This is a genomic window from Stenotrophomonas sp. GD03680 (assembly GCF_029844625.1).
GTDB classification, from domain to species: Bacteria; Pseudomonadota; Gammaproteobacteria; order Xanthomonadales; family Xanthomonadaceae; genus Stenotrophomonas; species Stenotrophomonas maltophilia_P.
In genome coordinates this window covers 1-22518 of sequence record NZ_JAOCKC010000001.1, presented here as the reverse complement: position 1 = coordinate 22518, position 22518 = coordinate 1, and the positions used below count along the sequence as shown (strand labels likewise).

Genomic DNA, 22518 nt, shown 5'->3' with positions numbered 1-22518 from the left:
TGTTGACTTATCGCTGCGCTGTGGCCGCTTCCTTCAGTCCCCGCCGGACGCGGTTGACCGCCGTTACCCCGCACAGCAGCGCCATCGCTGCGGCCACGCCGCCGACCGTCAGGGCACCGGCCCAGCCGAACGCCAGCAGCAGGCCCAGCAGGCCGATGACGAAGGCACGGTCGCTCTTGCCCATCGGGCCGTCGTAGCGGCGGCTGGCACCGACCATCAGGCCCAGCACACCGGCGTACTCGCTCAGTGCTGCACCCCAGGCCAGCAACCACAACGCTTCCGGGCGCACGCCCGGCACGCTGAGCAGACTCAGGTACAGCGCCGCATCGGCCACCACATCGCACAGCTCGTTCAGATAGGCGCCCAGCCGCGACTGCTGGCCGAACTCGCGGGCCAGCATGCCGTCCACGGCATTGAGGGCCATGCGCAGCAGCATCCACAGCGGCAGGGCCAGATACAGCAGCGGTTGCTGTGGCGCACAGCACCAGACCACGACGGCGACCAGCAGCGAGACCACGGCAGCGGCCACGGTCACCACATTGGCGGTGATCCCCGCGCGATGCAGGCCGCCTACGGCCGGACGCAGCAGGTCCTGGAAACGTCCTTTCAATGCATAGATCGACACGATCCGAACCCGCAGCTCCCTGGCAGTTCCGGCACAGCCTACCCGATTGGGAGCGCACCTCCGTCGAAATGTCCGCGGCGCGGCGCCGGCCAGGGCATACCGAAGGCGGCCGCAGGGCCGTTGGGGCCGGTCAATTTTGCCGCCGCCGCCCGCCGTCGGCCCCCACCGCCTACAATATCGGCCCCGCTCCGCTGCCGATTGCCCTGTCCCATGACTGCTGATCTGTTGCCCGTCCGTCGGGCCCTCCTCTCCGTTTCCGACAAGACCGGCCTGGTCGAGCTGGCCACCGCTCTGGCCGCCCGCGGCGTCGAGCTGCTGTCCACCGGCGGCACCGCCAAGGCGATCCGTGATGCGGGCCTGGCGGTGAAGGACGTCGCCGAGGTCACCGGTTTCCCGGAAATGATGGACGGGCGGGTCAAGACCCTGCACCCGATGGTGCACGGCGGCCTGCTGGGCCGCTCGGGCCTGGATGACGCCGTGATGGCCGAACACGGCATCGGCGCCATCGACCTGCTGGTACTGAACCTGTACCCGTTCGAATCGGTCACCGCCAAGGCCGACTGCACCCTGGCCGACGCGGTGGAGAACATCGACATTGGCGGCCCGGCCATGCTGCGCTCGGCGGCCAAGAACTTCGCCCGCGTGGCCGTGGCCACCGACCCGTCACAGTACGCCGAGCTGCTGGGCGCCCTGGACACCCATGATGGCCAGCTGCCGGCGGCCACCCGCTTCGCCTTCTCGGTCGCCGCGTTCAACCGCGTCGCCCAGTACGATGCGGCGATCAGCAACTACCTGTCGGCGGTCACCGCCACCGACGCCGCCGTGCCGGTGCGTGCCGAGTACCCGGCGCAGATGAACTCCACCTTCGTCAAGGTGATGGACCTGCGCTACGGCGAGAACCCCCACCAGAGCGGCGCGTTCTACCGCGACCTGTACCCGGTGCCGGGCACCCTGGCCACCTTCCAGCAGCTGCAGGGCAAGGAACTGAGCTACAACAACCTGGCCGATGCCGATGCCGCCTGGGAATGCGTGCGCCAGTTCGATGCGCCGGCCTGTGTCATCGTCAAGCACGCCAACCCGTGCGGCGTGGCGGTGGGTGCCGGCAACGGCGATGCCTACGAGCTGGCCTACGCCACCGACCCGACCAGTGCCTTCGGCGGCATCATCGCCTTCAACAAGCCGCTGGACGCCGCCACCGCACAGGTCATCCTGGACCGTCAGTTCGTGGAAGTGCTGATCGCACCGGACTACGAGCCGGCGGCGCTGGAATACGCGCAGAAGAAGGCCAACGTGCGCGTGCTGCGCATTCCGCATGGCGACGGCCTGAACAACTTCGACAGCAAGCGTGTCGGCTCGGGCGTGCTGCTGCAGTCCTCGGACAACCGCGGCATGACCCGTGACGAACTGAAAGTGGTCAGCAGGCTGGCACCGACCGACAAGCAGTTCACCGACCTGCTGTTCGCCTGGAAGGTGGCCAAGTTCGTGAAGTCCAACGCGATTGTGTACGCCAAGGACAACCGCACCATCGGCGTGGGTGCCGGCCAGATGAGCCGCGTGTATTCGGCGCGCATCGCCGGCATCAAGGCGGCCGACGCGAACCTGGTGGTTGAAGGCTCGGTGATGGCTTCCGATGCGTTCTTCCCGTTCCGCGACGGCATCGATGCCGCCGCCGCCGCCGGCATCAAGGCGGTCATCCAGCCGGGCGGCTCGATGCGCGACGCCGAGGTGATCGCCGCCGCCGACGAGCATGGCCTGGCCATGGTGTTCACCGGCGTGCGCCACTTCCGCCACTGATCCGCATCACCAAGCCGGGCCCTGCCCGGCTTTTCTTTTCTGCTTACGAGAACCCTGTCCCATGAAGATCCTCGTCATCGGCTCCGGCGGCCGCGAACACGCCCTGGCATGGAAGCTGGCCCAGTCCTCCCGCGTCGATGAGGTACTCGTGGCACCCGGCAACGCCGGCACCGCCACCGAAGACAAGTGCCGCAACGTGGCGGTGAAGGTCACCGACATCGATGGTCTGCTGGCCCTGGCCCAGGCCGAAGGTGTTGAACTCACCGTGGTCGGCCCGGAAGTGCCGCTCGTGGCAGGCGTGGTCGATCGGTTCCGTGCCGCCGGCCTGCGCATCTTCGGGCCAACCGCCGCCGCTGCCCAGCTGGAAGGCAGCAAAGCCTACGCCAAGGACTTCCTGGCCCGGCACAACATCCCGACCGCGTTCTACGCCGTGCACACCGACGTGGAGGCGGCACTGGCCTACATCCGCGAGAAGGGTGCGCCGATCGTGGTGAAGGCCGATGGCCTGGCCGCCGGCAAGGGGGTGATCGTTGCAATGACCCTGGCCGAGGCCGAGGATGCGGTGCGCGACATGCTCTCCGGCAACGCATTCGGTGACGCCGGCGCACGCGTGGTGATCGAGGAATTCCTCGACGGCGAGGAAGCCAGCTTCATTTCGATGGTCGATGGCGTGCATGCGCTGCCGATGGCCACCTCGCAGGATCACAAGCGAGTCGGCGACAGTGATACCGGGCCGAACACCGGCGGCATGGGCGCGTACTCACCGGCCCCGGTGGTCACGCCGGAGGTGCACGCGCGGGTGATGCGCGAGGTGGTGAACCCGACCGTGCAGGGCATGATCGCCGACGGCATTCCGTTCACCGGCTTCCTTTACGCAGGCCTGATGATCGATGCCAGCGGCGCACCGAAGGTGATCGAGTTCAACGTGCGCTTCGGTGACCCGGAAACCCAGCCGGTGATGCTGCGCCTGCAGTCGGATCTGGTCGAGCTGGTGGAAGCCGCCATTGATGGCCGCCTGGACCAGGTGCAGGCACAGTGGGATGCGCGCCCGTCGCTGGGTGTGGTGCTGGCCGCGAAACCTTACCCGGAATCGCCGGTCACCGGCGATGTGATTTCCGGACTGGATGAGGTGCCGGCCAGCGCCAAGGTCTTCCATGCGGGTACTGCACTGGACGCGCAGGGCAGGGTGGTCAGTGCCGGCGGCCGCGTGCTGTGCGTGGCGGCGCTGGGTGACAGCGTGCGTGATGCGCAGGCCAATGCCTACGCCGGTGTGGCCAAGGTCAGCTGGGCCAACGAATTCCACCGCAACGACATCGGCTGGCGCGCGATCGCGCGTGAGCACGCGTAAAGGGCAGCGGCCTGTTGCTTGGCAGACCCAACAAAAAACCCGGCAATGCCGGGTTTTCTGTTGGATAACTGTGATGTCACATCACGCGGTGAACAGCGCCTTCATCTTCTTCAGGGCATTCGCCTCGACCTGGCGGATGCGTTCGGCAGACACGCCGTACTCGTCTGCCAGTTCCTGCAGCGTCACCTTGCTGTCCGCATCCAGCCAACGGCGGCGGATGATGTCACGCGAACGCGCATCCAGTTCGGCCATGCCTTCGCGCAGCAGCTGCAGCTGGTTGTCCTCGCTGTCGGCACGCTCGTAGGCCATCGACGGATCTTCATCGTTGGCCACCAGGTATGCGGCCGGCGACGGCGGCGCATGATCGTCATCCTCGTCGCTGGGCGCATCGAAACCGATATCGCGACCGGACAGGCGCGACTCCATTTCCATGACCTCGCGCTCGGACACGTTCAGATCCTTGGCCACCGCGCTGACTTCCGCGGCGTTCATCCAGCCCAGGCGCGTCTTCGACTTGCGCAGGTTGAAGAACAGCTTGCGCTGCGCCTTGGTGGTGGCGACCTTGACGATGCGCCAGTTCTTCAGGATGAACTCGTGCATCTCGGCACGGATCCAGTGCACGGCGAAGGAGACCAGGCGCACGCCCATGTCCGGGTCGAAGCGCTTGACCGCCTTCATCAGGCCGATGTTGCCTTCCTGGATCAGGTCGCCCAGGGCGAGGCCATAGCCGTTGTAGCCGCGGGCCACGTGCACCACGAAGCGCAGGTGCGAATGCACCAGCTCACGGGCAGCGTCCAGATCGTTGCCGTCGCGGAAGCGACGGGCCAGGTCCTGTTCGTCATCGACCGACAGCACCGGGATCTGGTGCACGGCACCGATGTAGGCGTCCAGCGAACCGAGCGCACTGGGAATCGGGAGATTGTTTGCCACAAGGGCAGTAGAGGTGTTCTGGCTCATAGGCACCCATCTTAGCAGTCCGGGATTTGGACTGCTAAAGGAGGAAAAAGTTCCAGCATCCTATTGATGCAACACTGGTCCCAAACAGAGCCCTACCGTAGCGCGATTTGATGACAGTGGCGAGCGCGCTTTTCGGGATTCACAATCCCTTGGAATTCAACCAATTACCTGCCGGGAACCGGCCGATTCCGGTCAAGCGGAGCTGAACGGGCCGTTCCGAAGGCCCATTCAGGCCAGGAAACGTTGCCCGGTGTTCAGGCCCGGCTGCCGGCGGAGGTCAAAGCGCCGCGCGCGGCGGCAGCGACCAGTCGATCGGCGCCTGCCCGCGACGCTGCAGATAGTCGTTGGCCATCGAGAAATGCCGGCAGCCGAGGAAGCCACGATGGGCCGACAGCGGCGAGGGATGCGGGGCTTTCAGCACACGGTGGCGCCGGGTATCGATGACCTTGCCCTTCTGCTGCGCGTAGGCCCCCCAGAGCATGAACACCAGGCCTTCGCGTTCGCGGTTGAGCACATCCACCACGTGGTCGGTGAAGCCTTCCCAGCCGCGGCCCTGGTGGGCGCCGGCCCTGCCCTCCTCCACCGTCAGCACGGCATTGAGCAGCAGCACGCCGCGCTGCGCCCACGGCACCAGGCAGCCGTGATCGGGACGGGGGATGCCGAGGTCGCCCTCGATCTCCTTGTAGATGTTCAGCAGCGATGGCGGCACCGGAACGCCGGCGGGCACCGAGAAGCTCAGTCCGTGCGCCTGGCCGCGCCCATGGTACGGGTCCTGGCCCAGGATCACCACTTTCACCTGTTCGAACGGCGTGGCGTCGAACGCCGCGAAGATCTGCGGCCCCGGCGGGAACACCGCCGCGCCGGCCGCCTTGCGCTGGCGCAGGAAGGTGGAGAGTTCGCGCATCTGCGGCTGCAACAGGTAATCGCCGACCTGCTGCTTCCAGCTCGGTTCCAGCTGGATCGTCGGGGTGTCCACTACGTCATCGGTCATCGCAACAGGGGTCCATCGTTCAAGCGGGCCAGGCGCAGCTGGAACAGCACCTTGGTCACCAGCAGGCGCTCCTCGATCGGCTTCAGCACCAGATCATTGGCACCGGCCTGCAGCAACCCGGTCTGGTTGTGTGGATTGCCGTCGCCGGTCATCACCAGCACCGGCAGTCGGCGTTTGCCGTAGCCGAAATCCACGCGCACGCGCTGCACCACGTCGCGTCCGCTCAATTCGCCCTTCAGGGTGACGTCGGTCAACACCAGGTCGATGCGGTGGCGGCTGCGGCCCAGCGATTCGGCCGTGAGCAGGGTGAAGGCCTCTTCGGCACTGACCACGTGCAGCACGTTGAGCTGTTGGCGTTCGAGCATGCGCTTGGTCGCCTCCGCCACCACCCGGCTGTCCTCGATGTAGAGGATGGTCGCCCCGGGAATGGTCTGCGGCTGCACATAGCCACGGATGAAGGTCGCCAGCGCCTCATGGCCCAGCGCCTTGTCGAAATAGTCGGTGACGTACTCGGTGAAGCGCCGCTGCTCCAGATGCTGCTGCGCATCGCCGGAGACCACGATCACCGGCACGTACGCCTGGCCGGCAGCTTCGCGGACCGTCCGCGCCAGCGCCAGGCCGTCGCCGTCACGCAGGGTCAGCGAGGTGGTGACCAGGTCTACCGGCCCCTGGGCCAGCGCCTGCTGGGCATCCTCGATGCTGTCGCAGCCGATCACCTCCACGCCCGGCAGATCACGCTGCAGCACGTCGGCGATCAGCTTGCGCACCAGTTTGGAACCGTCGACCACCATCACCCGCGTAGCGGGCCCTTCAAGGTGCTTCAGCGCTTGCGGTTGCATGCCGGTCTCAGGTGTCGGTCGGGCGGGTCTGGCGGAGGAAGTGGCCGGTGACCAGCCACGCGCCCAGCCAGCCCAGCAGCAGCGTGCCCAGCAGGACCAGGCTGCCATGCAGCAGGTCCAGGCCGTGCAGCTCGAACGGGCTGCCGTAGCTGCGTGACAGGTCAGCCAGCGGCGCGCGCAGGGCGGCGCCGGCAACACCGATCAGGGCCAGCGCCACCGCGCCGGCGCCCAGCCCGTACCAGGCGCCCAGATACAGGAAGGGCCGGCGGATGAAGCCATCGCTGGCGCCGAGCAGCTGCAGCACGCCGATTTCCTCGCGCCGTGCCTGGATGTCGAGGCGCACGGTGTTGCCGACCACCAACGCAGCGCCGACGCCGAGCAGCACCGAAAGCACCTGTACCAGCCGTGCGCCGAACGCCAGCCACGCATCCAGCCGCTGCCGCCACAGCGCATCGTGCTGCACCAGATCGGCCTCGGGCAGGCTTTCCAGCGCACGCGCCAGACGCGCATCGTCCTTGCCCTGCCCCGGGGTGATGACCAGCAGCGAAGGCAGCGGATTGTCATTCAGCGCGTCGATCGCCTCGCCAAGGCCGGCATCGCGCAGCTCCTGCAGCCCTTGCTCGGGCGTGCGCACGGTCACCTCGCCGACGTCATCGCGGTCGCGCAGCTGGCCGGCCAGGCGCAACGCACCCGGGCCATCCACCGTGCCCTTGAGGAAGACATTGATGTCGCGCGACTGCTGCACGCTGCCGGCGAAATGCTTGAGGTTGTCCAGCGCGATCGACAGGCCCAGTGGCAGTGCCAGCGCCAGCGCCATGACCATCACCGTCAGCAGGGTCGCCCACGGCTTGCGGCAGGCGCGGCCCAGGCTGAACACCACGCTGTGCACGTGGTGCTGGAACCACACGCCGAGACGCGAGGGTGCGGCGGCTTCGCTGTTTTCGTTCTTCGCCATGCGTTACTCCGCCAGATCCTGCGGCGAGATGTCGTCCACCAGCCGGCCGTGGTCGAGAATCAGCACGCGCTTGCGCATGCGACGCAGCAGGGGAAGGTCGTGGCTGACCACCAGCACACTGGTGCCGCGCGCGGGCAGCTCGGCAAACAGGGCCATGATCTCCGCCGCCAGGGTCGGGTCCAGGTTGCCGGTCGGCTCGTCGGCAACCAGCAGCTTGGGTTCACCCACGATGGCGCGGGCGATGCCCACGCGCTGCTGTTCGCCGGCCGACAGCTGCGACGGCAGCGCCTTCTCGCGATGGCCCAGGCCCATCCGTTCCAGCACGGAACGCACGCGCTTGCCGATGTCGCCACGGCGCGTACCGCGCAGGATCAGCGGCAGTGCCACGTTCTCGGCGATGGTCCGGTCCATCAGCAGGCGATGGTCCTGGTACACCGCACCGACCGCGCGCCGATGGCGCGGGACGTCGCCGCCGCGCACCTTCAGCAGGTTGCGCTCGTCGAAGACCACCGCGCCGCGGCTGGGCCGCTCGTCGAGGTGGATCAACTTGAGCAGGGTGCTCTTGCCCGCCCCGGAATGGCCGGTGACGAACAGCATCTCGCCCGGCGCGACCTCGAAGCTGACGTCGATCAGTGCTTCGTGGCCACCGGCGTATTGTTTGCTGACATTGTCGAAGCGCAGGACACTCATGCCCCGATTATGCAGGACCGGCGCGAAGTATCGATAGCGCCGGGACGCGCCCGGGTGGAATCGTTGATCTGCCGCTGCGCGCGCCGGGCATGGCCCGGCGCTACCGCTGACCGGGTGCGCCGATCAGCCGCCCGACAGCATCCGGCGGATCTTGCGGCCGATGCGGGTCAGGAACGAGTCGGCGGCGTCGGTGCTGCGCACCGGCTTGGCCACCACGTGAACCGGCGTCACCGGCGAGGCACCGTTGCCGGCGCTGCCGTTGGCGACCATCGCCTCGCCACCCTCGACCGGACGGCCATGGCGACGACGACGGCGCTTGCGCGGCTTGCGCTCGCCGTCCGCCGCGAGCTCCGGAGCACCTTCGGCACGCGGCGGACGCGGCGGACGCGGGGCCTGGGCCGGGGTGCCGGACGCGGCACCTTCCACCGGCGCGGTCGCGCCCTGCTCGCCTTCCACCCGCGGCTTGCGCGGACCACGCGAGCGGCGTTCGCCGCTGCGCTCGCCATCGCGACGCTCGCCACGGCCGGCACCGGAGCGACCACCGCTGCGGCCACCGCCACGACGCTCTTCCTCGGCGGCGCGGGCTTCGCGCGCCTCGCGGAAGATCTGGCCGACGCTCTCGTTCTCGTCACCGTCCTCGCCAGCGACCGTGGCCGGGCGTTCCGGACGCGGCAGTGCGGTCATCAGTTCCTTGGTGACCGGCTCGGACGGAATCTTCTGTTCGATGTAGGCCTCGATGTCCGGCAGGCTCATCGCATAACGCTCGCAGGCAAAGCTGATCGCGTCACCCTCTTCGCCCAGGCGTGCGGTACGGCCGATGCGGTGCACATAGTCTTCGGCGTCGAACGGCAGGTCGTAGTTGTAGACGTACTTGATGCCGTCGATATGCAGGCCGCGGGCAGCCACGTCGGTGGCGACCAGGATTTCCAGCTGGCCCTTCTGGAAGCGGTTGAGCAGGCTCTCGCGCTTCTTCTGCGGCACGTCGCCGGACAGGACGCCGACCCGGTACCCGGCCTTTTCCAGCGAACGCGCCACGCGCTCGACGAAGACCTTGGTGTTGACGAAGACCATGGTGCGGGCGCCTTCGCTGCGCGAGAGCAGGCCCAGCAGCAACGGGATCTTCTCGTCGTCGGCCGGGAAGTAGATCTTCTGGCGCACGCGCGCGGCGGTCACTGTTTCAGCTTCGACCACCAGCTTCTGCGGCTCGTTCATGTGCTCGTAGGCCAGCTCCAGCACGCGATGGCTGAGGGTGGCGCTGAACAGCAGGGTCTGCCGGGTGGTGCGCTCGGGCATGCGGCGCAGCAGGAAGCGGATGTCCTTGATGAAGCCCAGGTCGAACATGCGGTCGGCTTCGTCCAGCACGCAGATCTCGCAGGCGTGCAGCGAAACCACCTTGTGCTGCTTGACGTAATCGATCAGGCGGCCGGGGGTGGCGATGATCACATCCACGCCCTGCTGCAGGATCTCGCGCTGCTTGTCGTAATCCACGCCACCGTAGACGAGGGCGAAACGCAGGCCCAGGTCGGAACCGAACTTCACGGCGTCCTTGTGGATCTGGATCGCCAGCTCGCGGGTGGGCGCCAGGATCAGCGCGCGCGGGTCTTCCGCCTTGCGGTCGGCCAGCGCCGGGCGGCTCAGCAGGCGGTTGACCACGGCAACCAGGAACGCCAGCGTCTTGCCGGTGCCGGTCTGGGCCTGGCCGGCGACATCACCACCGGCCAGCGCGACCGGCAGTGTCAGCGCCTGGATCGGGGTGCAGCGGGTGAATCCGGCTCCTTCAAGGCCGGCCTGCAGGGCCGGATGCAGCTCAAAGGAGGAAAAGGTCAAATCGGTCAGCGGTTTGTCGCTCATGAGTCCGTCTTGGTATGGCCACCGGCCAGCGGGCGGGCGGCACTGCATCGTCTGGGGGCACCGTCGCAAACTGCGGCCCCTGCGGCGGGTCGGCGGACCGGGGACCACCGGGTCCGCGCGCCGCTCAATGCCCCAGTTTAACGCACTCCGGCGGCCAAACCGGAATGAACCGTCTCACACAACCGCGAGACAGGCCCGTGCGGGACGCCTCTTCACCCAGCCACACCGCGCTTGAACAGCCCTGCCGGGGGCGCTGGAGTCCGCGGCTGCCGGCCCCCACTTCAGGAAGACAGTGAAATCCGACACATACCGCGCTTCGAAGCGATCACGATACGCTGGGTTCCAGCCGGCCACTGTCCATGCCCCGCGATAGGGGTACACTGCCGGCCGTGAGCGTCCAGGCATCCCGCCGAACGCACCGCGGCAGGACGCCGCGAGGCAACGACGAGGGTCGCGCCACCGGGCAAGGCCCAGTTCACCCACCTCCGGCCTGGCCGGGTGCAATCCAAGACGAGAAACCAAGATGAGCGACAAGGTTGTACACGTCGGCGATGCCGACTTTGATAGCGCCGTGCTGAATTCCAAGGAACCGGTGCTGGTCGATTTCTGGGCCGAGTGGTGTGGCCCGTGCAAGATGATCGCCCCCGCGCTGGACGAGCTGGCCGATGCCTACCAGGGCCGCGCCAAGATCGCCAAGGTCAACGTCGACAACAATCGTGCGCTGGCCGCCAAGTACCACGTGCGTTCGATCCCGTACCTGGTCGTGTTCAAGGATGGCGAGAAGGTCGGCGAGCAGATCGGTGCGGTGGGCAAGGCCCAGCTGGCCGGCCTGCTGGACAAGGCCCTGGCCTGACCCTGTAACGACTCCGGCAGCCGCCCGGTGCGGCTGCCGGCAGGCGCGGACCGCGCCTGCATGAATGCTGTTCCCGGCGACCCTTGCACGGCGCCGCGGGCCGATGATAGTGTCGGCACATCCGGCCGCGTTCGCGTGCCGCACCTTCTGGACGCAGTTTCTTCCAGACCCATCCCCAACGTTCGCCGCCCCAGCCGGGCGCTCGCACCTTCAAGCGAGGAATAACGCTCTTGTCCGATAACACTCCCGAAACCGGCAGCGCAGAAGCGCCCGCCGAAAAGCGCGTGCGCAAGGCCCGCGTGACCAAGGCTGCCGCACCGGCCGCCGCCGAAACCAGCGCGCCCCCCGCGCAGCCGACCCTGCCGCTGGCCGCCGCGCCCGAAGCACCGGCGCCGGCCGCAGCCGCTCCCGCGCCGAGCGCGCCCGCCGCCGAGGCCCCTGCCAGCAGTGGCGGCGGTGAAGGCGGTGAGGGTCGCGAATCCGGCCAGCCGCGGCAGCAGAACCCTCAGGGTGGCGGCCAGCATCCGCACAACCAGAATGGCCAGCAGGGCCAGGGCCAGGGCAACCGCCGTGACCGTTTCCGCAACCGCCGCGACCGCGACCGCAACAACCGCTTCCGCGATGACGGCATGCCCAACGAGGGCGGCGAGCAGCAGGCCTTCGTGCCGCGCGTGCAGCCGACGGTGCCGGAAGGCTTCCCGGTCTATTCGCTGAGCGATCTCAAGCGCATGCCGGCACAGAAGCTGCTGGAAATCGCCGAACAGCTGCAGATCTCCGAGGGCGTGGCGCGTGCCCGCAAGCAGGATGTGATCTTCGCCCTGCTGAAGGTGCTGACCCGCCACGGCGACGGCGTTGCCGCCGATGGCGTGCTGGAGATCCTGCCGGACGGCTTCGGCTTCCTGCGCGCGGCCGAAGCCAGCTACCTGGCCGGCCCGGACGACACCTACATTTCGCCCAGCCAGATCCGCCGTTTCAACCTGCGTACCGGCGACCACCTGTCCGGCCGCATCCGCTTCCCGAAGGACGGCGAGCGCTACTTCGCGCTGTCGATCGTGGACACCATCAACGGTGAGCCGCTGGAAGCGTCGAAGAACAAGGTGCTGTTCGAGAACCTGACCCCGCTGTTCCCGCGTCGCCGCTTCACCCTGGAGCGCGGCAACGGTTCGTCGGAAGACATCACCGGCCGCATCCTCGACCTGATGGCCCCGCAGGGCAAGGGTCAGCGCTCGCTGATCGTCTCCCAGCCGAAAGCGGGCAAGACGATGATGATGCAGCAGGTCGCCACCGCGATCACCACCAATCATCCGGACGTGCACCTGATCGTGCTGCTGATCGACGAGCGCCCGGAAGAAGTGACCGAAATGCAGCGCACCGTGCGCGGCGAGGTCATCAGCTCGACCTTCGACGAGCCGGCCGCACGCCACGTGCAGGTCGCCGAAATGGTGATCGAACGGGCCAAGCGCCTGGTCGAGCACAAGAAGGACGTGGTGATCCTGCTGGACTCGATCACCCGCCTGGCACGCGCCTACAACAACGTCGTGCCGAGCTCGGGCAAGGTGCTGACCGGTGGTGTGGACGCCAACGCCCTGCACCGCCCGAAGCGCTTCTTCGGTGCCGCGCGCAACGTTGAAGAAGGCGGCAGCCTGACCATCATCGCCACCGCGCTGGTCGACACCGGCTCGAAGATGGACGAGGTGATCTACGAAGAGTTCAAGGGCACCGGCAACAGCGAAGTGCACCTGAGCCGCCGCATCGCCGAGAAGCGCGTGTTCCCGGCCATCGACATCAACCGCTCCGGCACCCGCCGCGAAGACCTGCTGATCGAGCCGGAACTGCTGCAGAAGATCTGGATCCTGCGCAAGCTGCTGCATCCGATGGATGAAATGGCCGCGATGGAATTCCTGCTGGACAAGATGAAGAACACCAAGTCCAACGACGAGTTCTTCGGTTCCATGAAGCGATAAGAAAAAAGCCCCGCACTGCGGGGCTTTTTTTGTCATACGATAGTTCCCCGATAGGCATTGGGCACCGCCCACGTGGGCACCGCGTTTGCCGTGGTATCCTGAAGACTAGCGGGCTGGTGCTAAGCGAATCTCAATTCGCCAGGGGTGTTCGATTCCCCCCCGTCTTTACTTCATCTTGATGTGCTTAGCATCCGCAGCAATCGAGCTAAGCTCCTCAGACAGGCCGGTTGCGCCGACAAAGTTCGCGCTGCGAAGCTTCGCCCCGTCGAACTTCGTCCTTGTGCAGTTTGCACCTCGAAAGATCGCGCTGCTCAGATCTGCGTTTGAGAAATCTGCACCAGTCAAATCTGCCCCAGAGAAATCGCAGCCTTTGAAGCGGGCCCCCACCAGTTTCGCGCGCACGAGCTTCGCGCCACGGAAAGTAGTCCGCTTTGCTCTGACGTCAAGGAAAACGGCCCCATCAAAGTCACATCCGGTGAAGGCGCAATCTCTGAGACTGGATTTTGAAATGACTACGCCCTGTGCACTGGAGTCGACAAGATCCAATCCCTCAAGGCTTACATCATTGATACGAGCGGTTGCGATCGTGACCTTTTTCACCCCCAGCGAGGACAGGCGGCGTAGTTCTCCGTAGATCCGATATCCGGCATCACTCCCCCTGTAGTGTCTGAGATCCTCAAGATCACGAAGAACTTGCTTCTTTAGATCGGACCGTTCGCTTCTCCGCTGGAACAGATAGGCGACCAAACCGATGACCAGCAGGTCCAGAATCATTCCATGTGCTTCGACCAACACATTCTCGAAGAAATCTTTCGAGTAAAGCCCCCATGTTGTGTTTGGAAAGACGTGACCCGAGACCCACGACCAGCGACCGGTCACTGCGATGATCACCGTGCCGCTCAGAACCAATGCAAGGATCGGAATCCTGAGCTCGTACAACCAGTACTTCATTCGCGCCAGAATCATGCTATCTGCACACATTTGATGTGAAGCGTGATGATACAAGCACCCACATACGCGCTCGTCGGAGATTTGTCTAAACAGCCATAGCTTGCCTTCTATCCAGCAGGCAGGGTTACGGGCAGGCCACCGCGCCTTCGGCGGTAGCCGTGTTGGCCGTCAACCTGACCCGGGTGAATGCCGCGGCGAACGGCGCGTCGGCGCTGACCACGAACGGGGCTTCCACCGCGCCCAGGTCCACGCCGCGCTTTGCAAAGCAGGCCAATGGCACGGTCACCGTCTGCTTCTGCCCGGGCGCCAGCGCGACCAGCTGCGGGGCGATGTCCACCCCGCCCTCACAGCCGCTGCCACACTGCATGGTCACCTTCACCGGCGATGCCGGGCGCTTCACCAGCTGCACGTCGAACTGCAGCGCGCCGTTGCTGCGCGCCAGTGCGCCGAGATTGCGGCGCGAGGTGCTGCGTGCGATCAGCTGCGCCGGGGCCCGCCAGGTCACCTCCTTGGCGTCCTGCTGGGTGTTCACCTGCACGGTGCGCACCTGCACCACCGGCTTGGCGGTGGGCCAGCGCAGCGTAGCGTTCAGATCATTGCCAAGCGGTTGGGTCGCTCCCGCGGCGGCAACGTGCAGGGCGAATGGCGGCGTGTCGGCGCGGTTGAAGATCGGCAGCACGGTGACTTCGCCGCAGCTGTCCGGGTCAGCTTCCTCGAGCCTGGCGACCTTGCCGCCCTTGGCGTAGCTGAGGCCATAGCCAAGCGCGAACAGCGCCGGCTTCTTCGCGTCGGGCTGGTCGATCGGTGCCGGGCACGGAACGCCCGGCCACGGGAAGCTGAGGCGTCCACGGAAGTCGTGTGCCGGCTTGCCGCCCTTGCCCGCCACCAGCACATCCGTCACGCCCTTGCCTTCGGTGCCCGGCAGCCAGGCGGCGACGAAGGCGCTGGACAGATTGAGCAGGTCGTTGACATACATCGGGCGACCGGACAGGTAGACGGTCACCACCGGCTTGCCGGTTGCAGCTGCGGCCTTCAGCGCGGCCAGGTCTTGCGGGTAGGCCCGGCTGTGGCTGACGGTATCCGAAGCGAGAATATCGCCGTTGGTCTCCGCATAGGGCGTCTCACCGATCACCGCCAGCACCACATCGAAAGCCTTCGGATCGACGCCTTGGCCATCGGCGCTGAAGCTGACCTTGTCCGCACCCAGTTCGGCGCGCAGCGCGCCCAGCACGGAATCGGCGTTGGGAAAATCGGAATTCCTGTTCTCGGTGCCCTGCCAGGTCAGCGACCAGCCACCGGACTGGTCGCCGATGCTGTCGGCGCTCTTGCCGACCACCAGCACCCGCGCATCGCGGCGCAGCGGGAGTGCCTCGCCTTCATTCTTCAGCAGCACCAGCGATTCGCGCACGGCACGCCGGGCCAGGTCACGGTGCTGCACGGCCCTGGCATCGCCGGCGTAGCGGCTGTCGGACGGCTTGTGGTCGAACAGGCCCGCGCGCAGCTTCACCCGCAGGATGCGGGCGACCGCATCGTCGATGCGCGCCAGCGGAATCTCACCGCTCTTGACCTGCGCGGTGGTGTTGGCGATGAACGCTTTCCAGTCGTCGGGCACCATCACCATGTCGATGCCGGCATTGATGGCCTGCGCACAGCTGTCGTTGCGGCAGCCCGGCACCTGCGCGATGCCGTTCCAGTCGGAGACGACGAAGCCATCAAAACCCATCTTGTCTTTCAACGCATCGGTCAGCAGCGCCTTGCTGCCGTGCATCTTGCCGTAGTCCACGCCTGCGGTGCGGTCGTTCCAGCTGTTGAACGAGGCCATCACCGTCTGCGCACCCTCGGCAAGCGCACCATAGTATCCCTGCGCGTGGACGTTGATCATGGTGTTCTTGTCGACCAGCGCCTCACCCTGGTCGCGGCCGTTGTCGGTGGCACCATCGCCCAGATAGTGCTTGGCGGTGGTGACCACGTTACCGTCGTCCTTGAAGGTGCCCTGTGCTCCCTTCACGTAGGCGTGGGCGTAGCTGCGGATCACCGCCGGGTCGGACGAATAGCTCTCATAGGTGCGACCCCAGCGAGGGTCATGGGCCACGGCCAGGGTGGGTGCGAACACCCAGCCGATGCCGGTGGCGCGCACCGAGCGCGCGGTCGCCTCGCCGATGCGTTCGATCAGTTCGGCATCGCCGGCCGCGCCCAGGCCGATGTTGTGCGGGAACAGGGTCGCACCCAGCACGTTGTTGTGGCCGTGCACCGCATCGGTGCCCCAGATGACCGGCACCGGCGTCTTCGCATCGGTTGCCAGCGATGCAGCGTGGTAGGCATCGGCCAGCTGCAGCCAGTCCTGCACGCTGGCGTGCTTGTCCATGCCCGGCCAGGAGCCACCGCCATTGAGGACCGAGCCGATGTAGTAGCGGCGCACCTCGTCCGGCGTGATGGTCTTGATCTCGGCCTGGGTCATCTGCCCGATCTTCTGCGCCAGCGTCATCTGCGCAAGGATCTCCTGCACGCGCCTTTCGATATCCGCATCAGCAGCGATCACGCTGTGGACGCGCGGCCAGTCCTGCAGGCGTTCGCCCGTGGACGGCGCGGCACCCGCCGATGCGGCCAGGGCGGCCAACAGACAGCCGGAAAGAAGGGTCTGGGTGGGGCGCTTCACTGGGTACTACCTCCGTGGATGACGTTCCTGGCGTGCGGGACTGCAGCGGCACGTCGGTATGGGCGATCGGACGCCCGTCCTGACAGCGCTGTCATATAAGCCTGCCTGCATCGTGTCAATGAGCGATCGCACATCCTGTGGCGGCAATCGCGTAACGGCGGGCTTTGCGGCCGACGCAGCACACGGCCCGCGGCGGTGGGTGTTGCGACGCGACAAGAATTCAGGACGTGCCAGTCCCCCTCGCGTCGTGGCACCATCCGCCTGCTCCGGCAACACCGACATCGCAGGTACGCACTACCATCGGCGCGTAGCCGCCTTCCAGGAGGATCCACCGCATCATGCGCAGTCGAATCGAGGATGTCGCCGCCGTTGCCGGGGTATCGATCAAGACGGTGTCCCGCGTGCTCAACCGCGAGCCCAACGTGCGCGAGCAGACCCGCGAACGGGTGCTGGCGGCCGTGGCGCGCCTGGGCTACAAGCCCAATCTCTCCGCGCGCAGCCTGGCCGGACAGCGCTCGTACGCGCTGGCACTGGTCTACAACAATCCTTCGCGCAACTACCTGATGGAAATCCAGAACGGCATGCTCGAGGCCTGCCACGCACAGCACTACAACCTGATCCTCGGCCCGGTGGGCACTGGCCGGCGTACCCTGCCCGACATGACCGCGCTGTTCGAGAACTCGCGTCCGGATGGCGTGGTGCTGATCCCGCCGCTGACCGACGACGAAGTAGTGCTGTCGTACCTGGAAGAGCATGACATTCCCTTCGCCTGCATCGCCCCGCGACACCCGGAGGGACGCATCGGCGTGCGCATGGATGAAACCACTGCGGTGGTCGAGCTGATCGGCCACCTGGTCGCGCAGGGCCACCGCCGCATTGCCCACATCAAGGGGCCGCGCGCGCATGGTGCCTGCCAGTGGCGCTACGCCGGTTACCGCCAGGCCCTGCGGCAGGCAGGTATCGCCTACGATCCGGCGCTGGTGGTCAACGGCCAGTTCTCGTTCGAGTCCGGCGTGGACGCAGCCAACCTGCTGCTCGACATGGATGAGCCTCCCACGGCAATCTTCGCCGCCAACGACGACATGGCCGCGGCCGTGTATCGCGTCGCGGGCGAACGCGGGCTTCGCGTGCCGCGCGACCTCTCGGTATGCGGTTTCGACGACACGCCGATCGCAGGGCACATCTACCCTGCACTCACCACCGTGCGCCAACCGACCTCGCACATGGGGCGGCTGGCCACCGAACAGCTGATCGAGCACATCCGTGCCGAAGCCGCTGGCCGCATGATCACGGTCGAGCACGCGGTACTCGAACGCGAGTCGACCGCCGCACCACGGCGACGTTGAGCCAGCGGCGAACCTGCGGCTCACGCGGCAGGCAGCCGCGAACCCTTCCATGCATAGAAGGCAATGTAGAGATAACACAGCGCCGGCAGCAGGAACGACAGCTGCAGGCCATGATTGTCGGCAAGCCAGCCCATGGCCAGCGGAATGACCGCACCGCCGACGATCGCCATCACCAACAGGCTTGAAGCCTGTCCGGTGAGAGCTCCAAGGCGGGTGATCGCCAGCGCGAAGATGGTCGGAAACATGATGGAGTTGAACAGTCCGATGCTCACCACCGCCCACTTGGCCAGGCCACCCGTGGTGGAGACGGTGATGCCGAGCAGCAGCACCACCGCGAGCGCGAAAAGACCGAGCAGCCAGCGCGCATCCAACCTCGCCAGCATCGCCGCGCCAAGCAGGCGCCCGACCAGCGCACCGCCCCAATAGAGCGAGACATAACCGGTGGCCTCCTGCTCGGTCATGCCCTGGCCGATGCCCGGCGAGGACAGGAAGTTGACCAGCACGCTGCCGATGGAAACTTCCGCGCCCACGTAGCAGAAGATGGCCAGCACACCCAGTCGCACATGGCGGTGGCGCAGGACGTCCCACGGCCGGCTTCGCGCGCCGGTGCGTTCCTCCACGCCGGGAATGGTGGGAAGACGGAACATCCAGATCGCTGCCGCCAGCAGGAACAGGACCACTGCCAGGCCGAAGTACGGCAGCTGCACCGATTGCGCTTCGGCTGCACGGTAGGCCAGTGCTTCGGCCTGCGGCAACAGCGCCAGCTGCTCCTCGCTGCGCGGCTGCGCCGACAGGATCAGCAGGCCACCGAACAACGGTGCCAGCGTGGTGCCCAGCGAGTTCATCGATTGCGCCAGGGTCAACCGGCTGGAGCTGGTGCGCTCCTCGCCCAGCAATGCCACGTAGGGGTTGGCTGCCACCTGCAGCACGGTGATGCCGGTGGCCAGCACGAACAACGCCGCCAGGAACAGCCCATAGACATGGGCGGCCGCAGCCGGCCAGAACAGCAGGGAGCCGACGCCTGCAATGGCCAGCCCGGCGACGATGCCGCGCTTGTATCCCACCGCAGCCACCAGCCGGCCCGCAGGCAGCGACATCAGGAAGTAGGCACCGAAGAAGGTGAACTGGATGAGCATCGCCTGCACCCAGCTCAGCGCGAACGCCGCTTTCAGGTGCGGAATGAGGATGTCGTTGAGGCAGGTCAGGAAGCCCCACATGAAGAAGATGGCGGTGACCACCGCCAGTGCGCGGGTGGTGCCCTGCACGTGATGTCCTCGAACGGTCGTTACTGTGTCCATTGCTTGTCCTTCCAGTCAGTGATCGAAGCCATCCTGCGGTCATGCGTGACATTTGCAGCCATTGTGATTGTCCAGCGCTGTCAATCCGACGAATGACCTGACACCTGCGGGCTGAAAGCTGATCCGCGCAGTTTTGTTCTGCACCGCACAACACTTTCCTGCCCTCGTGTTGGCAGCGCTGTCATCCCTGAAAAACCGCTGCAGATGCCGTCGCACAAGGCGTTGTTTCCGAAGCGACGAGGTTCTGGCAACGATTTCACAGCGCGCCTTGCGACCGCCGACGCGGCGCACTTCATGGCAGTTTGTTGACAACGCTGTCAAGCGTCGCTCCAATCCGGGCCACATGCAGTAGTCCGTGATTGAACGAAGCAGGATCGCCATTACCGAATTCCCTGGGGAGGGAGCTTCCATGAAGACGTACAAGGCAGTACCTCGCAAGACGATGCTCACGTCCGCGCTGCTGGCTGCGCTGGCCGCCCCGGCATGGGCACAGGACGCACCCGCCACCAACGAACCAGTCGATCCGACCACGCTCGATGCGGTGCAGGTCACCGGTATCCGCGGCAGCCTGACCTCATCGATGAACCTCAAGCGCGACAGCCAGGGCGTGGTTGACGGCATCGTCGCCGAGGACATCGGCAAGTTCCCGGACACCAACCTGGCCGAATCATTGCAGCGCATCAGCGGTGTTTCCATCGACCGCACCTCCAGCGGCGAAGGGTCCAAGGTGACCGTGCGCGGCATTGGTCCGGACTACAACCTGGTGCTGCTGAACGGGCGGCAGATGCCGGCGTCGAATCTGGGCAACGGCGGCGGCGGCCTGTCCGGCTCGCGCTCGTTCGACTTCGCCAACCTCGCTTCCGAGTCGATCTCTGCGGTGGAGGTATACAAGACCAGCCGCGCCGACAATCCTGCCGGTGGCATCGGTGCCACCATCAACATCAAGACGCTGCGGCCGCTGGAGTCCGAACCGGTGATCAGCCTTGGTGTGAAGGCGGTCAACGATTCGTCCAACGACAACCTGCCGCGGACCCTGCGCGGCTCCAACGTCACTGGCGAGCTCTCGGGCATCTTCAGCCAGCGCTACGCCGACGATCGCTTCGGCGTGACGTTCAGCGCCAGCCACCAGGAACGTGATTCCGGCTTCAACCAGGCCACCGTGGCCGAGGGCTGGGCCACGTTCAAGGGCAACGAGAGCGCGGACTGGCGGGCACTGCCGCTGCCGGGCCAGGGGTATTCCGACCGCATCACCAACCGCCCCGGCCCCGACGATGTCTACGCACGTCCGCAGAACACCGCCTACAACGTCAATGGCGTGCAGCGGCAGCGCACCAACGCGCAGGCGACGTTCCAGTGGAAGCCGGCCGACAATGTCACCACCACGCTGGACTACACCTATGTCGAGAACAAGGTGCAGCAGCAGCGCAGCGAGCTGTCGGTCTGGTTCAACTATGGTCCGGGCGACAGCATCTGGACCAACGGCCCGGTGTCCGCGCCGATCATCTACAGCGAGGACATGACCAATTCGGACGTGTCGATGGGCGGCGCCAAACTGGCCACCAAGACCGACATGCACTCGCTGGGCTTCAACGTCGACTGGGAAGTGAACGACGCGCTGGACCTGTCCTTCGATGTGCACAACGCCGAGTCGGAATCACGGCCGGACAGTCCCTATGGCTCGGCGGGCGTGCTCGGCGTGGCCGCCTTCGTGCGTGGCACCACCACCGTCGACTACAGCGGCGACCTGCCGATCATCAACATCGCACTGCCGCCGGGCGGCGTGCAGGCCTCCGACGCACTGGTCACCGGCTCGGTGTTCCAGAACAGCTACAACAAGTCCAAGGTGCAGCAGTACCAGGGCCGCGGCACGTTCCGCTTCGCCGACTATTCGGCGCTGGACTTCGGCGTGGGCCACACCCAGGTGGAGAACCGCTCTGCCTCGGCCATCATGCAGCGCAACAGCTGGGGCGGTCTGGGCTCTCCGGCCGACTACGCCGATGACATCTGGTACGCCGACAACATGGGCAAGTACTTCAAGGCATTCTCCGGCCACAACGATCCGCGCCTGACCGGCCAGTTCCTGGTGTTCGACTTCGACCGCCTGATCGATCGCGCGGCCCAGGTCGGCACCGATTCCGATCCGGCCTGCCCGAGCTGCTACTACGCACCGACGGAGTACTCCGAGGACATCCGCACCACCGAGAAGTCGAAGAGTGCCTACCTGCAGTACCGCACCACGTTGGATTGGTCGATGCCACTGCACGTGGCCGTCGGCGCGCGCTACGAGCAGACCGAGGTGGAGTCGAATGCGCTGGTGCGCGTACCGACCGGCATCAGCTGGAGTTCGGCCAACGAGTTCAACATCGACTACGCCGCCGATCGCGGCTTCGTCGGTGGCAAGGGCAAGTACGACTACGTGCTGCCGAACGTTGATCTGAAACTGGACCTGGCCGAGACGCTGGCGCTGCGCGGCAGCTACAGCCGCACCCTGGGCCGGCCGAGCTGGACGCAGATCCAGAGCGGTCAGTCGCTGGCCGACATCGTGCGCACCCAGGGCGGCACCGGCACCCGCGGCAATCCGGGTCTGGAGCCGCTGATCTCGGACAACTTCGATCTGTCGCTGGAGTGGTACTACGGCGAGGCCAGCTATGCCTCCGTGGGCTTCTTCCGCAAGAACATCAAGAACTTCATCAGCGACACCATCGTGCGCGAGAACGCCGGCACCCTGCATACGCCGGTCGGTGGCGCGTACTGGAACGAGGCACTGGCATCGGGCTGCGGCACCACCGACATGCCCTGCATCCGCGACTACATCTTCACCAACCATGCCGGGGATCCCGGCGTAACCTATACCGGGCGCAATTCGGCCGGGCAGATGACCGGCACCATCGTCGGCCAGCCCAACGACCCGGTGGCCGGTTTCGACATCACGGTACCGGCCAACCAGCACTCGGATCACCTCGACGGCTGGGAAGTGGCGGTGCAGCACCTGTTCGGCCAGTCCGGCTTCGGCGTGGCCGCGAACTACACCAAGGTGAAGTCGGGGCTGACGTTCAACAACCTCAGCCTGGGCGACCAGTACCCGATGATCGGCCTGAGCGATTCGGCCAACGTGGTCGCGTTCTACGACAAGAACGCCTGGCAGATCCGCGCGGCCTACAACTGGCGCGACAAGTTCCTCAACGGCATCGGTGGCCAGGGCCCGAACCCGAACTACACTGCCGCATACGGTCAGCTCGATCTCAACATCAGCTACGCGGTCAGCGAACAGCTGACGCTGAGCCTGGAAGCGATCAACCTGACCGACGAGACCATGCGCACCTATTCGCGGCACACCAACATGCTGCGTTATGCCACCCAGACCGGTCCGCGCTACATGTTCGGCGTCCGCTACAAGTTC

16 protein-coding genes are annotated in these 22518 nt (G+C 66.2%); 6 read left to right on the top strand and 10 right to left on the bottom strand.

Annotated features, from left to right (window positions below; all coding sequences use genetic code 11):
• Positions 1 to 7: 7 nt before the first annotated feature.
• Positions 8 to 625: a CDP-alcohol phosphatidyltransferase family protein gene (locus tag N5J29_RS00080; RefSeq protein ID WP_065181553.1), complete on the bottom strand. Its 618-nt coding sequence runs from the start codon at positions 623 to 625 to the stop codon at positions 8 to 10.
• Between the two features lie 210 nt (positions 626 to 835).
• Here N5J29_RS00080 and purH point away from each other — a divergent pair, with 210 nt between their 5' ends.
• Positions 836 to 2419, top strand: a complete 1584-nt coding sequence (purH, locus tag N5J29_RS00075) for a bifunctional phosphoribosylaminoimidazolecarboxamide formyltransferase/IMP cyclohydrolase (RefSeq protein WP_164151391.1) — start codon at positions 836 to 838, stop codon at positions 2417 to 2419.
• A 61-nt stretch (positions 2420 to 2480) separates the two neighbouring features.
• On the top strand, positions 2481 to 3767 hold the full coding sequence (gene purD / locus N5J29_RS00070) for a phosphoribosylamine--glycine ligase (protein ID WP_164151393.1): 1287 nt from the start codon (positions 2481 to 2483) through the stop codon (positions 3765 to 3767).
• A gap of 81 nt (positions 3768 to 3848) precedes the next feature.
• Here the strand turns inward: purD and rpoH are convergent, their stop codons facing one another.
• The 6 genes from rpoH to rhlB form a co-directional block, all read right to left on the bottom strand.
• Positions 3849 to 4724: an RNA polymerase sigma factor RpoH gene (rpoH, locus tag N5J29_RS00065; protein WP_053515659.1), complete on the bottom strand. Its 876-nt coding sequence runs from the start codon at positions 4722 to 4724 to the stop codon at positions 3849 to 3851.
• 277 nt (positions 4725 to 5001) lie between these two features.
• Positions 5002 to 5715: a uracil-DNA glycosylase gene (gene ung / locus N5J29_RS00060; protein WP_053515657.1), complete on the bottom strand. Its 714-nt coding sequence runs from the start codon at positions 5713 to 5715 to the stop codon at positions 5002 to 5004.
• Positions 5712 to 6554: a response regulator gene (locus tag N5J29_RS00055; protein ID WP_053515655.1), complete on the bottom strand. Its 843-nt coding sequence runs from the start codon at positions 6552 to 6554 to the stop codon at positions 5712 to 5714. The genes ung and N5J29_RS00055 overlap by 4 nt, the downstream gene beginning before the upstream one ends.
• 7 nt (positions 6555 to 6561) lie before the next feature.
• Positions 6562 to 7509 carry a permease-like cell division protein FtsX gene (gene ftsX, locus N5J29_RS00050; protein ID WP_164151395.1) on the bottom strand — a complete coding sequence of 316 codons (948 nt, stop codon included), beginning with the start codon at positions 7507 to 7509 and terminating at the stop codon, positions 6562 to 6564.
• A gap of 3 nt (positions 7510 to 7512) precedes the next feature.
• Complete coding sequence (gene ftsE, locus N5J29_RS00045; RefSeq protein WP_053515652.1) at positions 7513 to 8199, bottom strand: cell division ATP-binding protein FtsE; 687 nt, start codon at positions 8197 to 8199, stop codon at positions 7513 to 7515.
• Between the two features lie 123 nt (positions 8200 to 8322).
• Entirely contained in the window at positions 8323 to 10050 is a 1728-nt protein-coding gene (gene rhlB / locus N5J29_RS00040; RefSeq protein ID WP_164151397.1) for an ATP-dependent RNA helicase RhlB, read from the bottom strand.
• 523 nt (positions 10051 to 10573) lie between these two features.
• Between rhlB and trxA the strand changes: the two genes are divergently transcribed.
• Together trxA and rho are read left to right on the top strand one after the other, a co-directional pair.
• A complete protein-coding gene (gene trxA / locus N5J29_RS00035) occupies positions 10574 to 10903 on the top strand; it encodes a thioredoxin (protein ID WP_025878607.1) in 330 nt (109 codons plus the stop codon).
• A gap of 230 nt (positions 10904 to 11133) precedes the next feature.
• On the top strand, positions 11134 to 12867 hold the full coding sequence (rho, locus tag N5J29_RS00030) for a transcription termination factor Rho (RefSeq protein ID WP_065174406.1): 1734 nt from the start codon (positions 11134 to 11136) through the stop codon (positions 12865 to 12867).
• Between the two features lie 165 nt (positions 12868 to 13032).
• On the opposite strand, the gene N5J29_RS00025 is transcribed toward rho, so the two are convergent.
• Together N5J29_RS00025 and N5J29_RS00020 are read right to left on the bottom strand one after the other, a co-directional pair.
• Entirely contained in the window at positions 13033 to 13818 is a 786-nt protein-coding gene (locus N5J29_RS00025; RefSeq protein ID WP_164151398.1) for a pentapeptide repeat-containing protein, read from the bottom strand.
• Between the two features lie 124 nt (positions 13819 to 13942).
• The gene (locus tag N5J29_RS00020; RefSeq protein WP_164151400.1) at positions 13943 to 16474 is read right to left on the bottom strand and encodes an exo 1,3/1,4-beta-D-glucan glucohydrolase; all 2532 of its coding nucleotides are present in this window, start codon (positions 16472 to 16474) and stop codon (positions 13943 to 13945) included.
• Positions 16475 to 16812: 338 nt separating this feature from the next.
• Between N5J29_RS00020 and N5J29_RS00015 the strand changes: the two genes are divergently transcribed.
• A complete protein-coding gene (locus tag N5J29_RS00015; protein WP_053515642.1) occupies positions 16813 to 17820 on the top strand; it encodes a LacI family DNA-binding transcriptional regulator in 1008 nt (335 codons plus the stop codon).
• A gap of 20 nt (positions 17821 to 17840) precedes the next feature.
• On the opposite strand, the gene N5J29_RS00010 is transcribed toward N5J29_RS00015, so the two are convergent.
• Positions 17841 to 19118 (bottom strand): sugar MFS transporter, encoded by a 1278-nt coding sequence (locus N5J29_RS00010; protein ID WP_164151402.1) that lies wholly within the window; start codon positions 19116 to 19118, stop codon positions 17841 to 17843.
• Positions 19119 to 19527: 409 nt separating this feature from the next.
• Here N5J29_RS00010 and N5J29_RS00005 point away from each other — a divergent pair.
• On the top strand, positions 19528 to 22518 hold a 2991-nt coding region (locus N5J29_RS00005; protein ID WP_164151404.1), incomplete at its 3' end, for a TonB-dependent receptor.